Source organism: Steroidobacteraceae bacterium (genome assembly GCA_041395505.1).
GTDB lineage: Bacteria > Pseudomonadota > Gammaproteobacteria > Steroidobacterales > Steroidobacteraceae > JAWLAG01.
In genome coordinates this window covers 207,890-221,608 of sequence record JAWLAG010000001.1, presented here as the reverse complement: position 1 = coordinate 221,608, position 13,719 = coordinate 207,890, and the positions used below count along the sequence as shown (strand labels likewise).

The 13,719-nt window shown below is 62.9% G+C and carries 14 protein-coding genes; 9 read left to right on the top strand and 5 right to left on the bottom strand.

All coding sequences use genetic code 11. The features are described from left to right. The first annotated feature begins 24 nt into the window (after nucleotides 1-24). Nucleotides 25-1,974, top strand: a complete 1,950-nt coding sequence (locus R3E77_00995) for a S9 family peptidase (protein ID MEZ5497982.1) — start codon at nucleotides 25-27, stop codon at nucleotides 1,972-1,974. 9 nt (nucleotides 1,975-1,983) lie between these two features. On the opposite strand, the gene R3E77_00990 is transcribed toward R3E77_00995, so the two are convergent. Together R3E77_00990 and R3E77_00985 are read right to left on the bottom strand one after the other, a co-directional pair. Then, nucleotides 1,984-2,607 (bottom strand): c-type cytochrome, encoded by a 624-nt coding sequence (locus R3E77_00990; protein MEZ5497981.1) that lies wholly within the window; start codon nucleotides 2,605-2,607, stop codon nucleotides 1,984-1,986. 98 nt (nucleotides 2,608-2,705) lie between these two features. Beyond that, nucleotides 2,706-3,803: a TRAP transporter substrate-binding protein gene (locus R3E77_00985; GenBank protein MEZ5497980.1), complete on the bottom strand. Its 1,098-nt coding sequence runs from the start codon at nucleotides 3,801-3,803 to the stop codon at nucleotides 2,706-2,708. Between the two features lie 64 nt (nucleotides 3,804-3,867). Between R3E77_00985 and dtd the strand changes: the two genes are divergently transcribed. The 8 genes from dtd to R3E77_00945 all read left to right on the top strand — a co-directional run bounded on the left by dtd (nucleotide 3,868) and on the right by R3E77_00945 (nucleotide 12,178). Beyond that, nucleotides 3,868-4,305 carry a D-aminoacyl-tRNA deacylase gene (gene dtd, locus R3E77_00980; GenBank protein MEZ5497979.1) on the top strand — a complete coding sequence of 146 codons (438 nt, stop codon included), beginning with the start codon at nucleotides 3,868-3,870 and terminating at the stop codon, nucleotides 4,303-4,305. Between the two features lie 154 nt (nucleotides 4,306-4,459). After that, nucleotides 4,460-4,687, top strand: a complete 228-nt coding sequence (gene tatA / locus R3E77_00975) for a twin-arginine translocase TatA/TatE family subunit (protein ID MEZ5497978.1) — start codon at nucleotides 4,460-4,462, stop codon at nucleotides 4,685-4,687. A gap of 30 nt (nucleotides 4,688-4,717) precedes the next feature. Then, nucleotides 4,718-5,140, top strand: coding sequence for a Sec-independent protein translocase protein TatB (gene tatB, locus R3E77_00970; GenBank protein ID MEZ5497977.1), 423 nt, complete (start codon nucleotides 4,718-4,720; stop codon nucleotides 5,138-5,140). Beyond that, nucleotides 5,124-5,897, top strand: coding sequence for a twin-arginine translocase subunit TatC (gene tatC, locus R3E77_00965; protein ID MEZ5497976.1), 774 nt, complete (start codon nucleotides 5,124-5,126; stop codon nucleotides 5,895-5,897). Before tatB ends, tatC begins: the two co-directional genes overlap by 17 nt. 97 nt (nucleotides 5,898-5,994) lie before the next feature. After that, the gene (locus tag R3E77_00960) at nucleotides 5,995-7,482 is read left to right on the top strand and encodes a peptide MFS transporter (protein MEZ5497975.1); all 1,488 of its coding nucleotides are present in this window, start codon (nucleotides 5,995-5,997) and stop codon (nucleotides 7,480-7,482) included. Beyond that, a complete protein-coding gene (locus R3E77_00955) occupies nucleotides 7,482-9,296 on the top strand; it encodes a M2 family metallopeptidase (GenBank protein MEZ5497974.1) in 1,815 nt (604 codons plus the stop codon). Before R3E77_00960 ends, R3E77_00955 begins: the two co-directional genes overlap by 1 nt. 34 nt (nucleotides 9,297-9,330) lie before the next feature. Next, nucleotides 9,331-11,280, top strand: coding sequence for an oligopeptide transporter, OPT family (locus R3E77_00950; protein ID MEZ5497973.1), 1,950 nt, complete (start codon nucleotides 9,331-9,333; stop codon nucleotides 11,278-11,280). Nucleotides 11,281-11,290: 10 nt separating this feature from the next. Then, on the top strand, nucleotides 11,291-12,178 hold the full coding sequence (locus tag R3E77_00945; GenBank protein ID MEZ5497972.1) for an EamA family transporter: 888 nt from the start codon (nucleotides 11,291-11,293) through the stop codon (nucleotides 12,176-12,178). Nucleotides 12,179-12,185: 7 nt separating this feature from the next. Here the strand turns inward: R3E77_00945 and R3E77_00940 are convergent, their stop codons facing one another. Genes R3E77_00940 through R3E77_00930 form a run of 3 tightly spaced genes read right to left on the bottom strand, consistent with a single transcriptional unit; the run spans nucleotide 12,186 to nucleotide 13,696 of the window. After that, nucleotides 12,186-12,563: a phage holin family protein gene (locus R3E77_00940; GenBank protein ID MEZ5497971.1), complete on the bottom strand. Its 378-nt coding sequence runs from the start codon at nucleotides 12,561-12,563 to the stop codon at nucleotides 12,186-12,188. Further along, entirely contained in the window at nucleotides 12,560-13,003 is a 444-nt protein-coding gene (locus R3E77_00935) for an SRPBCC domain-containing protein (GenBank protein MEZ5497970.1), read from the bottom strand. Before R3E77_00935 ends, R3E77_00940 begins: the two co-directional genes overlap by 4 nt. Nucleotides 13,004-13,036: 33 nt before the next feature. Further along, nucleotides 13,037-13,696 carry a DedA family protein gene (locus tag R3E77_00930; GenBank protein ID MEZ5497969.1) on the bottom strand — a complete coding sequence of 220 codons (660 nt, stop codon included), beginning with the start codon at nucleotides 13,694-13,696 and terminating at the stop codon, nucleotides 13,037-13,039. Nucleotides 13,697-13,719: the final 23 nt, after the last annotated feature.

The window sequence follows — 13,719 nt, the reverse complement described above, 5'->3', positions numbered from 1 at the left end:
CTTGCTTTGGCACCATAGTCACATATGCGCAAACAGATAACGAGTCTTGTACTTGGACTTTCGCTCCTGTGCACCGCGGCCGGCGCCGCAACCCGTGAGGAGCGTGGCAGCCTCATACTCGAGGACATCCCGGAGCCTGCCACAGGCTTGAGCGAACGGCTCGGCCGCTACCTTGCCGGGCGCGAGGCCAGCTTCGTCGATTTCCTGGCGGATGGCAGCATGCTGGTCAGCACGCGCTTCGCCGATACGGCCCAGCTCCATCGGCTCGCCGCACCACTGGGTGCACGTGAGCAATTGACGTTCTTCGACGAGCCGGTCGCGCGCGCCAGCGCTCCGCGCGTCGCGGGAGCGACACGCTTCGCGTTCATGAAGGACAGCGGTGGCAACGAGAACGCGCAGATACTCCTGTATGACCTCGGCAACCGGCATATCCGCGAGCTGACCGACGGCAAGTCACTGCACGGACAGCCCTTGTGGTCACCGGATGGCAAGCGCATCGTGTTCTACGGCACGGGTCGTGACGGCGTCAGCCACGATATCTATGTAGCGGAGGCCGATTCCGCGGCACCGCCCCGCTTGTTGCTGAGCGCCGGCGAACGCAGCTGGGATCCACTCGATTTTTCGCCCGATGGTCGGCGTTTGTTGCTGCGCTACTTCGTATCGATCAACGAAGCCTATCTGTTCCTGGTCGACATCGATGCGCCGAATCCGCTTGCCGTCGATCTCGGCGGCGGCAAGGTTGCCGTCAATGACGCCCGCTTCTCGCCCGACGGTGCATCCTTGCTGGTACTGACCGACCGCGACAGCGAATTTCTGCACCTCGAGCGCATCGACCTTGCGAGCGGTGCCCACGAAATGCTGGCGGCCGCGTCGAATTGGGACATCGAGCAATTCGCCGTGTCGGCGGACGGGCGTTATCTCGCCTACACCGCAAACGTCGGCGGCTACTCGCAGCTCAATATCGTCGACCGCCAGTCGCGCCTGGAAATGCAACCCGCCGGCATGCCGCAGGGCCGCATCGACGGCCTCGCCTTCGACCGCAGCGGGCAGAAGCTCGGCATGACCATCGACAGCTTCAGTTCGCCACGCGATGCCTGGGCCTACGACCTCGCGGCCAATCGCGTGCTGCGCTACACCCAGAGCGAGGTCGGCCTCATCGACTCGCGCGATCTCATCGAACCGCAACTGGTGCAGTTTCCAACCTGGGACCGGGTCGGCGGTCGCACGCGGCAATTGCCGGCGTTCGTATTCAAGCCGCGCCAGCCGGGCAGGCACCCCGTGCTCATGCTGCTGCACGGCGGGCCTGAGTCCCAATACCGGCCGAATTTCGAGCCACTCATTCAATTCGTCGTCAGCGAACTGGGCTATGCGGTGGTGGCTCCCAACGTCCGCGGCTCGTCGGGCTATGGCAAGACCTTCGTCGCGCTCGACAACGGCCGACTACGCGAAGACTCGGTACGCGATGTGGGTGCACTCCTCGTATGGGTCGGCGCGCAACCCGATCTCGACGCCTCGCGCGTCGTGGTCATGGGCGGCTCCTATGGCGGCTACATGGCGCTCGCCACCATGGTCAATTACGGCGAACGCCTGCGGGGCGGCATCGATGTTGTCGGCATCAGCAACTTCGTCAGTTTCCTGACCAATACAGCCCCGTATCGACAGGACCTGCGCCGGGTCGAGTATGGCGATGAGCGTGATCCGGCGATGCGGCGCTTTCTTAGCAAGATCTCGCCCTTGACCAATGCCGCGAGAATCACCAAGCCGTTGCTCGTCGTGCAGGGCATGAACGATCCTCGTGTTCCGGCCAGTGAGTCGGAGCAGCTGGTGAACATGGTACGGGCCAACAAAGGGCAGGTCTGGTACCTCGCCGCGCGCGATGAAGGCCATGGATTTCGCAAAAAGCAGAACCGCGACGTCTACCAGCAGACCGTCGTGAATTTCCTGCAGCGGCTCGATGCCGCCGCCACGCCCTGACGGGCGCGGTCATTTCGCCGACAGGAAACTCTTGCGGCGATCGGTGGTGCTGAGGCCCGGCGCCTGGCGCGAGTAGTACTCGGCTACGGCCGCGATGTTCTCGTCCGTGAGCTGGCCCATGAACCCGCCCATCACCGGATTCTTGCGTGTCCCGTTCTTGTAATCGTGCAGCGCGCGCGCGAGATAATCCGCATGCTGACCGGAGAGTGTCGGGTACTCCGGTACGATGCCGACGCCGTTATTGCCGTGGCAGGCAACGCAAAGCTGGGCCGCCTGTGGCGGCGTACCGGTCGCCGTGACCTGCTCTGCCTTGACCGGCTCGCCACCGAGATAGGCCGCAAGATCAGCCATGTCCTCGTCGGACATGCTGGCTGCCTGGGAATGCATCGTGGCATGGCCGCGCTCGCTGTCCCTGTAGCTCTTGAGTGCGATTGCCAGGTAGGTCGCGCTCTGGCCTTTCAGCTTCGGAACGCTGTAGGTCGGATAGGTATTCTTGTAGTCCTCGATGCCGTGGCAACCCTTGCAGGTGTAGGCGAGCTTCTCGCCACGCGCGGCGTCGGCCGCCATCGCTGCCGTACCGAAGGCACCCATCGCCATCAACGCCCATGCCACCCGCACGCACCGCAACGCCATGTTCGACCTCATTTGCCGGGAAAAACGGCTGAAAATTCGCCGCGCATCTTACTTTTTATGTGGCCGGATTGCTACCGGGGCGCTCGCCGCCAGGCGGCCTAGCTGCGGGTCGCGAGATAGGCCTTGAGGCCGATACGCGTCCATTTGTTGATGCCATCGGCGAAACCACGATAGGACTCGTAAACCCGGGCAAAAGCCGCATCGGCTGCGGCCTTCTCCTCGAGCACGGTCGCAGTGATTCGTTTCAGGTGTGCAAGGACTTCGGCGGGAAACTCGCGCACATCGACCTTGTGAACGTCCGTCATCTGCTCGAGCGCCTCGAAGCTGCGGGCGTCGTACTCGGCCAGCATGCGGGTGTTGACCGAGCCGCAGGCCAGTTCCACGATCTTCTGCAGATCCGCCGGCAGCGCATCCCAGGCCTTGCGGTTGACGATGCACTCGAGTGCCGGTCCCGGCTCCTGCCAGCCTGGCTGATAGTAATAGCGCGCTGCCTTGTGAAACCCCAGCGCAAGGTCGTTATAGGGGCCTACCCACTCGGCCGCATCAATGGCACCGGTCTGAAGTGCGGTGAAGATCTCGGTGCCCGGCAAGGTAACCGGCGTGCCGCCTGCACGCGCCAGCACTTCGCCGCCGAGGCCCGGTATGCGCATCTTGAGACCCTTGAGATCATCCGGCGTGTTGATCTCGCGCTTGAACCAGCCGCCGGATTGCACACCGGTATTGCCCGCAACCAGCGGCCATACGCCAAAGGGTTCGTACAGCTCGCGCCACAGTTCCATGCCCCCACCGAAGAGCAGCCAGGCATTCATCTCGTTCGCCGTGAAGCCAAACGGAATCGCGCTGAAGAACGTCGCGGCCTCCGCCTTGCCCTTCCAGTAGTAGCTTGCACCATGACCGAGCTCGGCCGTGCCATTGGCGACGTTGTCGAACACTTCGAATGCCGGCACCAGCTCGCCTGCGCCATAGACCTTGATGCGGATGCGGCCATTGCTGGCGGCTTCTATATATTGCGCGAGATCGCTCGCGCCAGTGCCCAGGCCCGGGAGATTCGGTGGCCAGGTGGTCACCATCTTCCAGCGAAATTCAGTTTGCGCCGCACCCGTCGCGGTGCTTGTCGTCTGCTGCCGTGCACAAGCGGACAGTGCCGCGCCAGCCGTCGCGGCCGCAGCCGAGCGAAGGAATCTTCTTCGTTTCATGCGCGTTCCTCCGGATGCCATGTTGCAAGTATTGCACAACGCCACACGGGTAAACTTGCGGTCCATGATTGCTCTCATCCAGCGCGTCAGCAGTGCGAGTGTCAGTGTTGCAGGCACACTCGTCGGTCGCATCGAGCGCGGTTTGCTCGCCTATGTGGCCGTACGCCCCGACGATGGTCCGGCGAATGTCGAGCGCTTGCTCGAACGCGTGCTCGGCTACCGCGTATTCGACGACGAGGCGGGACGGATGAATCTTTCATTGCGCGAGGTCGGCGGCGGCCTGCTGCTGGTTTCGCAATTCACGCTTGCGGCGAATACCGACAAGGGCATGCGGGCGGGTTTCAGTACTGCGGCTCCACCCGAACGCGCGGGCGAGCTCTTTGCGGCGCTGGTCACGACGGCGCGCGCTGTCCACCAACCGGTCGCGACCGGCCGCTTTGGGTCAACCATGCGGGTCGAATCCGTCAATGAAGGACCTGTAACCTTCTGGCTGGAAGGCTGAAGGCCTGCCATGGGGGTCGAACCGCGCTGGGCGGGTGCAAATTAGTGACGCGCGTCTAATGCCGTGCGAACTTTCGGCCTCCGGCAACGGTCTTTGCCATATGATTGTATAGCTGCGCCCGCAGTATTTTTCAGAGGTCGTTATGGGCATAGGCATGCGCGAACTGATCATCATCCTGCTGGTGGTGTTGCTGGTATTTGGCGCCAAGAAGCTGCGCACGATCGGCTCGGACCTGGGCGCTGCGGTCCGTGGTTTCAAGAAGGCCGTGAGCGAGGGAGAAGCCGAGGATCCGCTCAAGCAACTCAAGGCCGATGCCGAGGACGCCGACTTCAACGACAACTCCGCCAAATCGGCGGCCGGCAAATCCGAGCGGCGCGCCTGACCGACTCGCGCGCGCAAGCCATGCAGCGCAATGTTTGAGGTCGGCTTTTCAGAACTGGTCCTGATTTTCGTTCTCGGGCTGATCGTCCTCGGGCCGCAACGCCTGCCCAAGGTCGCTTCCCAACTTGGGCGCTGGTTCGGGCGCGCTCGCGCGATGGCGCGGCAGTTCCGCGACCAGCTGGAGGAAGAGATCAACCTGGAAGAGGAACGCGCAGCGGCGAAGAAGCGCGCGCCGGCGCGCGATCACTCAACGCCGCCGCCGACCTCTGCGGCTGCGACCTCGGCAGCAGCACCTGCTGCGCCCGCTCCGGCGGCAACGACGACAACGCCTGACGCACAGGACGACACTTTCTCGCATGCGCATGCCGCCGGCGAGTTTCGCGAATACCACGACGATGAGACCGAGTCGCGGGACGCGCCCGGCGTGGAGCAGGGTGATGACCGGCGAGCCTGAACAGCTCGCCGAAGGCACGCTGATCTCGCATCTGCTGGAGTTGCGCGATCGCCTGCTGCGCGGCGTGATCGCGATCGCGATTGCGCTCGTACCCTGCATGTACTTCTCCGACGAAATCTTCACGTTCGTCGCGCAACCGCTGATCGACAAATTGCCGAAAGGCGCCACGCTCATCGCAACCAGCGTCGTCTCGCCCTTCCTCGCACCGTTCAAGCTGGCCGTCTTCGCGGCCGTGTTCATCGCCATGCCCTACGTGCTCTATCAGATCTGGGCATTCGTCGCTCCCGGGCTCTATCGGCGCGAGAAGCGCTTCGCTGTCCCGCTCGTTTTCTCATCGATCGTCTTGTTCTACGTCGGCGTCGCTTTTGCCTACCTCGCGGTCTTTCCAGTGATGTTCGAGTTTTTCGCGCACACGACGCCGAAGGGCGTCACCATGATGACCGACATCTCGGCCTATCTCAGTTTCGTCCTGACGATCTTCCTGTGTTTCGGCCTTGCCTTCGAAGTGCCGATCGCAGTGGTATTGTTGACCATGACGGGCCTCGTTCGCCTCGAGCGCCTGACCGCGAACCGCGGCTACGTGCTGATTGCCGTATTCATCATCGCGGCGATCCTCACGCCGCCGGATCCAATCTCACAGACGATCATGGCCGTACCGATGTACATGCTGTTCGAGGGCGGCATTCTGTTATCCCGTCTGGTTGGCCGTATGCGCCCGGCCGACGGCGCAACGGACAGCGAGCAGGCCGAGGCCTGAATCCAGCGCGCCACCTGCCTTGCCGCGTGGGCGCGGCTGGGCCAAACTCCGGGCATTGCTAGCCTGACGGCCGGCGCCAGTACTGGATAAAAAGACAATGAACCAGACGACGGAGGCGGCCGGTAGCGGCCGTGAATTCTTCGGGCACCCGCGGGGCCTTGCCACATTGTTCATGACCGAAATGTGGGAACGCTTCACCTACTACGGCATGCGCGCCATCCTTCTGCTCTATATCGTCGCAGCCATCGATGCCGGTGGCCTTGGCATCGATGACAAGACGGGCGCCGCCATCTACGGTCTGTACATATCCGGCACCTATCTGCTCTCGCTCATCGGCGGCTATATTGCCGACCGCATCATCGGCGCGCAGAAGGCCGTCTGGTCGGGCGGTATCTTCATCATGATAGGCAACGCGCTGCTCGCTTTCGGGCAACGCGAGTTGTTCTTCGTCGGCCTCATCGTGATCGTCGTCGGCGTGGGCCTTCTGAAGCCGAACATCAGCGCCATCGTCGCGCAGCTCTATCCGGAAGGTGGTTCGCGGCGCGATGCGGGATTCTCCATTTTCTACATGGGCATCAACCTCGGTGCGTTCCTCGGTTCGCTGGTCGTACCGGAGGTCGCCGGCAAGTTCGGCTGGGGATTCGGTTTTGCCCTGCCGGCCGTCGGCATGGCTCTCGGACTCGTGCAGTTCGCGCTGACGCGCCGGCATCTCGGCACCGCGGGTGCGGCGCCCGCGGCCGAGGGAACACATGGTCGGGCGAGCTGGACGCCGATCAGCATTACCGGTGCCATCATCGTCGCGGTGGTGGCACTTGCCTACACGGGCGTGATTGCCATCGATCCGGTTGCGGTTTCGAACACTGCGTCCTGGGTGATCGCCGTGCTGGCGCTGGTCTACTTCGCCTATCTCTATGCCTTTGCCGGGCTCGATGCGGCCGAGCGCAAGCGCGTCGTCGTCATGCTGGTACTGTTCATCGCCTGCGCCATGTTCTGGGCGGGCTTCGAGCAGGCTGGCGCATCGCTCAATCTTTTTGCCGACCGCCACACCGACCGGATGATTCTAGGCTGGGACATGTCTGCTGGCACGCTGCAGACCGTGAACCCGTTGTTCATCATCATTTTCGCGCCGGTTTTTGCCTCGCTATGGGTCAACCTCGGACGCCGAAACCTCGACCCCTCGGCGCCGGTCAAGTTCGCCCTCGGCCTCATCCTGATGGGTGTCGGCTTCTACGTGATGGTGCTCGCCTCGAAACTGATCGTCGGCGGCGACAAGGTGTTGCCGACCTGGTTGGTGTTCACCTACATGTTCCACACCTTTGGTGAGCTGTGCTTGAGCCCGGTTGGCCTCAGTTCGTTCAGCAAGCTCGCACCGCCCCGCTTCGTCGGTCAGGCGCTCGGCGTGTGGTTCATGGCCACGGCGCTTGGCAACAACATGGCGGGACAGATTGCCGGCAACTTCAATTGGGAAAACCCGGCCAGCATGCCGGGCCAGTTCATGTTCATCTTCTGGTGGGGCGTGATCAGCGGCGCCGTGCTGTTGTTGATATCGCCGCTCGTGCGCAAATGGATGGGGGAGGTGCGTTGATGCGAACCGCAACACCGGTTTTGATCTGTGCCGCGCTGGCGACGGCAGTCGCGGGTTGCAGCCCCAAGCCCCCGGCCGCCGCACCCGAGGTTGGCGCCGAACAGTTCGTCGCCGACGTCAATCGTGATCTCACCGTACTCGATCGCGAGCTGGAGGCCGCGGACTGGGTGCAATCGACCTACATCAACGTCGATACGGAGCATCTCAACGCGCGCGCCAACGAGCGCATGCTGGCGTTCGTGAGCGAGCGTGCCGGCCAAGCGAAGCAGTACGCGGGCGACAAACTCGATGCATCGACCGCTCGCGCAATCAACAACCTGAAACTGAGCGTGTCGGCACCGGCACCCGACGATGCGGCGAAGCGCGCGGAGCTGGCCACGATTCGCAGCCGGCTGGAAGCCATCTATGGTGCGGGCAAGTATTGCCCGAATGGCCCGGAGTCCTGCCGCAATCTTGACCAGCTGTCGGAAACGCTTGCGACCAGCCGCAACTATGACGAACTCACGGAGGCCTGGACGGGCTGGCACAGCATCGCCCGCGAAATGCGTCCGCTCTATCAGCGCTTCGTCGAGCTCGGCAACGAAGGCGCAAGGGAACTCGGCTATGACGATCTGGGCGTCATGTGGCGCGCCGGCTACGACATGTCGCCGAAGCAATTCGACAGCGAGACCGAACGACTCTGGGAGCAGGTGAAGCCACTCTACTCGGCGCTGCACTGCTTTGCCCGCGGCCGGCTTGCGCAGCGCTATGGCGAGGACCGGGTGCCGGCGGGCAAGCCGATCCCGGCGCAATTGTTCGGCAACATGTGGGCACAGCAGTGGAACAAGATCTATGACGACCTGCTGAAACCCTACCCGGCTGCCAGCATCGAGAGCGCGGATCGCGGCCTGCGGCAGAAGAAGTGGGATGCAGTGCAGATGACGCGCTCAGCGGAGAGTTTCTACCAGTCCCTCGGCTTCCCGGCCTTGCCGGCGAGCTTCTGGGAACGCTCGATGCTGACGCGACCTCGCGATCGCGAAGTGGTCTGCCATGCCAGCGCCTGGGACATGGACGATGCCGACGACGTGCGCATCAAGATGTGCATGCAACCCACCGAAGAAGACCTTTTCACCGTCTACCACGAACTCGGCCATGTGTATTACTTCATGGCCTATCGCGATCAGCCGAAGCTGTTCCAGGGCGGCGCGCACGACGGCTTCCATGAGGCGATTGGTGACACCGTGAATCTGTCGGTGACGCCCGAGTACCTTCGTCGCATCGGCCTCGTGGGCGATGTGCGTCCCTCGCAGGAGGCCGTGATCAACCAGCAGATGAAGATGGCGCTCGACAAGATCGCCTTCCTGCCCTTCGGCCGCCTGATCGACCAATGGCGATGGCGGGTGTTCTCGGGCGAAATCAAGCCCGATGACTACAACAAGGCCTGGTGGGATTTGCGCGAGAAGTACCAGGGCATCGCACCGCCCGTTGCCCGCAGCGAGGCTGATTTCGATCCCGGTGCGAAATATCACATTCCGGCCAATACGCCCTATACCCGCTACTTTCTCTCTTTTGTCCTGCAGTTCCAGTTTCACAAGGCTCTGTGCCAGGCGGCTGGTTATTCAGGGCCGCTGCATGAGTGCTCGATCTTCGGTAGCACGGCCGCCGGCGAGAAATTCTGGGCCATGTTGCACGAAGGCTCGAGTGAGCCGTGGATGGACACCATGGAAAAGCTCACCGGCAAGCGCGAAATGGATGGATCGGCGATCGTCGAGTACTTCGCGCCGCTGATGCAATGGCTCGAGAAACAGAACGACGGGCAGCGCTGCGGGTGGTAACGCATCGACTGAACCGGCGAGGGAGCGAGTGCCGATGAACGCAACAACCGGTGCCGCACCACAACTGACCTTCCGCGCGGTTCTGCTCGCCGTCGTGCTTGCAGCCGTTCTGGCAGCAGCGAACACCTATCTGGGACTGTTCGCGGGACTGACGATCGCATCGGCGATCCCGGCGGCGGTCGTCTCGATGGCGATCCTCAAGATGCTGGGCGGCGGCGGCATCCTCGAAAACAACATCGTCGCCACGGGTGCGTCGGCAGGTTCATCGATTGCGTCGGGCGTGATCTTCACGATTCCTGCATTGGTCATACTCGGCTATTGGAGCGACTTTCGTTTCGGCTGGGTGGTATCCATCGCCGGTCTCGGCGGTATCCTCGGCGTGTTTTTCTCGGTGCCGCTGCGCCGCTCGCTGATCGTCGAACAGAAGCTGGCATTTCCCGAAGGCAAGGCCGCGGCCGAAGTGCTGAAGACCGGCGATAACCCGGCGGCGGGCCTGCGCATACTGGCGCTGTCGGCGCTGGGCGGTGGCCTCGCGAAACTCGCGGCGGGCAGTGGCTTGCGGCTGATTCCGGACACCGCCGCCACGGGCGCTTTCCTCAACAAGGCCATCGCCTATTTCGGCACCAACCTGTCGCCCGCTTTGCTTGGCGTCGGCTATATCGTCGGTCTCAACGTCGGCGTGCTGGTGCTGATCGGCGGCATGATTTCCTGGAATATCGCGATTCCGATCTACAGCCAGTTCTATCTCGATGGCAATCCGGCGCTGCTTGCAGCCACAGCCTGCGGTGCGCAGAGTGCAAGCGATTGCGCGGAAAATGCCGCCTACGCGATCTGGTCGGCACAGGTTCGCTACCTGGGCGTTGGTGCGATGCTGGTCGGCGGCCTGTGGGCATTGATATCGCTGCGTCAATCGCTCCTGTCCGGTATCCGTAGCGGTCTCGCTGCGGCGCGCGCGGGCACGGCTGCCAATTTGCCGCACACCGAGAGGGACTTGCCAATGAAATGGATCCTGATCGGTATCGTGTTGTTCACCATTCCACTGTGGGTGCTCTACCACAGTATTGCGGGCAGCCTGTTGGTGAGCCTGCCGATGACCATCATCATGATCGTGGCAGGATTCGTGTTCTGCTCGGTCTCGGCCTACATGGCCGGTCTCGTGGGTTCATCGAACAACCCCGTCTCCGGCATCACCATCGCGACCATCATGTTCGCAGCCGTCGTTTTGCTCGGGCTGATGGGACGCGACGCAGCGCTCGGGCCCGTGGCGGCCATCATGATCGGCGCCGTGGTCTGTTGCGCAGCCTGTGTTGGCGGCGACAACCTGCAGGACCTCAAATGCGGCTACCTGATCGGCGCGACGCCCTGGCGGCAACAGGTCATGCTGGCGCTTGGCGCGGCGAGCAGTGCGCTGGTGCTGGGTCCGGTACTTGACCTCCTGGCGCATGCCTATGGAATCGGTGTGCCGACCGCAGAACATCCCTCGCCGCTCATTGCGCCGCAGGCAACGCTGATGGCCTCGGTGGCAAAGGGCTTGTTTGGAGGATCGCTCCCCTGGGACATGATCGGCATCGGCGCCGCCATCGGCATCGGCATCATCATCGTCGACGAAGTCCTCAAAGCGCGTGGTGCGAGCTTTCGCGCGCCGGTATTGGCCGTCGCCGTCGGTATCTATCTGCCGCTGGAATTGTCCGTGCCGATTTTTTCGGGCGGCCTGCTCGCGACGCTTGCCAAGCGCAGCCTTGGCGCCACGGCTGCGCAGGCGGATCGCGACCGCGTAGAGCAGCGCGGAACCTTGTTCGCAGCCGGAATGATCACCGGTGAGGCGTTGATGGGCATACTGATCGCAGTGCCGATTGTCGTATACAAGAGTGGCGAGGTGCTGGCGCTCCCGGAAGCAGCCCGATTTGGCGAGTGGTTGGGCCTCCTCATCCTGGGTTCGCTTGCCTGGTGGCTATACCGCACCGCCGTTACGCGTCCACGCTGAACGTTGAGCGATGACAGACGAGCGCCGCAAGCTGATGCTTGGCATCAGCCTGGCTACCGTGTACCTGGTCTGGGGGTCGAGTTATCTCGCCAACAAACTCGGCGTCGCGAAAATGCCGCCCTTTCTCTTTGGCGGCGTCCGGTTCGTCATCGCCGGTGCGCTCCTTTGCGCACTTGCGTTGTACCGCGGCGAATCGCTGCGCATCAACCGCCGCCAATTCCTGCAGGCGCTGCTGGTCGGCGCCTTCGCCGTGTTGATCAGCAATGGTGCCAATGTCTGGGCACTGCAATGGGTGCCTTCGAACCAGGCGGCGCTGCTGAATACCAGCTCAGCCTTCTTCATCGCGGCGCTTGGCACCATGGGCCCGCGCTCGCATGCGCTGCACTTTCAGTCGTTGGTTGGTTTGCTGATAGGTATCGTCGGCACGGCGCTCATCCTTCTGCCTAGCGGTGGCCTGTCGGATCAATACCTGCCGCAGATGGCAATCATCCTGCTCGGCAGCTTAGGTTGGTCCATCGCGGCCATCCTGCAGCGCAATTTCGACACGCGCATGGGCCTCTTGAGCTTCACCGGCTGGCAGATGCTGCTCGGCGGGTTGCTGATGTTGATCGTGGGCAGCAGCAGCGGTGAGCTGCCACACTGGCAATTCTCCACCCAGGGCATGCTGGCGCTCGCCTACATGATTTTCTTCAGCGCCTGCCTCGGCTATACGGCCTTCACCTGGCTCGCGCGCAATGCGGCACCGGCATTGGTCGGCAGCTTCGCCTATGTCAATCCGGTGATTGCGACACTGCTTGGCTGGTGGGCGCTCGGCGAACGCCTGACGACACTTGAAATCCTGGGCTCGATCGTCGTGCTCATCGGCGTGGTGCTCGTAACCCGCCGCGAGAGTGCTTGAGGGCGACTCAGCTGCGCTTGCTGCGCAGCACCTCGATGCGCCCGCGCGAACCGATGAACCACGACCCGATCCAACCCGTGAGGCCGACGATCAGCGCCGCGAGGATCGCGCTCCAGAATCCGGCGATCTGAAAACCGGGCAGCACCAGCGCAACGAGCGCGAGCATCCCGGCATTGATCACGATCAGGAACAACCCGAGCGTGACGATGGTGATCGGAAACGTGAGGATGACGGCGATGGGCCTGACGATCGCATTGCAGATGCCGAGCAATACTCCCGCGAGCAGCAGCGTAGTCGCCGAGGAAATCGCGATGCCATCGACCCAGCGCGAGGCGAGCCACAACCCGAGGGCTGCAATGATGGCGCGCAGGATGAAACCCGTCATGGAGATTCCTTGCTGACCTTTTCCAGATAAACCTTCAATCGGGCCATGTTACGCTCCCAGCTGCGCCGCAGTCTCAAATAGCTGCGCTCGAAACCCTTCTCGGCCGGAAATCCCGATCCCAGTATCCTGAATATGGTGCCCTGCGGGGCCGTTTCAAGCAGCAGGTCGTCGACCACGACTCCCTCGAATGCCGGCACGGCCGTGCTCGGCAGATGAATCAGGCGCAATCGCTTGGGTGGGTCGAAGATATCGACGAGCATGTCGATCTCATGCTGGGCGTCGAGCTGGGCGCGCAGGCTGCCGTCGGCGCGCAGATCGAGCTCTGCCGGTTCCATCCACCAGCGCAGGAATTCCGCCTGTTGCGACAGCGCGGTCCAGACGCGCCCGGGCGCCGCGCGAATCTCGACCTTGAGCGCGTAGCCGCGTCGCGAGCGGCTCATGGGACCTCCACTCGAGCACGACACATCGGCCGGTCAGTCCCTGGCAACAGGCGCATCACTCCTGCGTCGCAGCACAACGAATGCCAGCGGAACGAGGCTCGCGACGATGATGAGCAAAGTGACGATGCCGAAATTGTTCTTCACCAGCGGCACGTTGCCGAAGAAGTACCCCGCCCACAGCAGCAGGCCGATCCAGGCGGCGGCGCCGACAAGATTGAACGCCTGGAAGCGCAGGTAGGCCATGCGGCCGATGCCGGCGACGAAGGGCGCAAACGTTCGCACAATGGGAATGAAGCGCGCGATGACGATGGTCATGGCACCGTAACGCGCGAAGTACTCCTCGGTGCGACGCAGGTATGCGACCTTGATGAAACGGTAGTGACCGGCATAGACCGCCTGCCCAAGCCACCGTCCAATGGCGTAATTGACGCTGTTGCCGAGCACGGCGGCCAGCAGCAGCAGGCCGGTCAGAAGCGGCGCAGACAGTGTGCCGCTGTCATCGACGGCTGCCAGCGCGCCGAGCGCGAACAGCAGCGAGTCGCCCGGCAGCCACGGCGTCACCACGAATCCTGTTTCAGCAAAGATAATGAAAAAGACGATGCCATAGAGCCAGATGCCATACTGGCGCAGCAGCTCGACGAGATGGGCATCCAGGTGCAGGATGAAATCGATCAGGCCGCTGACAAGATCCATGTTCGCGTCGTTGCATGGCGCCC

What these genes read in the sequence shown, in the direction of transcription:
- R3E77_00995 (MEZ5497982.1), top strand. Translation starts at nt 25, where the DNA reads ATGCGCAAACAGATAACGAGTCTTGTACTTGGACTTTCGCTCCTGTGC.
- R3E77_00990 (MEZ5497981.1), bottom strand. Translation starts at nt 2,607, where the DNA reads ATGGCGTTGCGGTGCGTGCGGGTGGCATGGGCGTTGATGGCGATGGGT.
- R3E77_00985 (MEZ5497980.1), bottom strand. Translation starts at nt 3,803, where the DNA reads ATGAAACGAAGAAGATTCCTTCGCTCGGCTGCGGCCGCGACGGCTGGC.
- dtd (MEZ5497979.1), top strand. Translation starts at nt 3,868, where the DNA reads ATGATTGCTCTCATCCAGCGCGTCAGCAGTGCGAGTGTCAGTGTTGCA.
- tatA (MEZ5497978.1), top strand. Translation starts at nt 4,460, where the DNA reads ATGCGCGAACTGATCATCATCCTGCTGGTGGTGTTGCTGGTATTTGGC.
- tatB (MEZ5497977.1), top strand. Translation starts at nt 4,718, where the DNA reads ATGTTTGAGGTCGGCTTTTCAGAACTGGTCCTGATTTTCGTTCTCGGG.
- tatC (MEZ5497976.1), top strand. Translation starts at nt 5,124, where the DNA reads ATGACCGGCGAGCCTGAACAGCTCGCCGAAGGCACGCTGATCTCGCAT.
- R3E77_00960 (MEZ5497975.1), top strand. Translation starts at nt 5,995, where the DNA reads ATGAACCAGACGACGGAGGCGGCCGGTAGCGGCCGTGAATTCTTCGGG.
- R3E77_00955 (MEZ5497974.1), top strand. Translation starts at nt 7,482, where the DNA reads ATGCGAACCGCAACACCGGTTTTGATCTGTGCCGCGCTGGCGACGGCA.
- R3E77_00950 (MEZ5497973.1), top strand. Translation starts at nt 9,331, where the DNA reads ATGAACGCAACAACCGGTGCCGCACCACAACTGACCTTCCGCGCGGTT.
- R3E77_00945 (MEZ5497972.1), top strand. Translation starts at nt 11,291, where the DNA reads ATGACAGACGAGCGCCGCAAGCTGATGCTTGGCATCAGCCTGGCTACC.
- R3E77_00940 (MEZ5497971.1), bottom strand. Translation starts at nt 12,563, where the DNA reads ATGACGGGTTTCATCCTGCGCGCCATCATTGCAGCCCTCGGGTTGTGG.
- R3E77_00935 (MEZ5497970.1), bottom strand. Translation starts at nt 13,003, where the DNA reads ATGAGCCGCTCGCGACGCGGCTACGCGCTCAAGGTCGAGATTCGCGCG.
- R3E77_00930 (MEZ5497969.1), bottom strand. Translation starts at nt 13,696, where the DNA reads ATGGATCTTGTCAGCGGCCTGATCGATTTCATCCTGCACCTGGATGCC.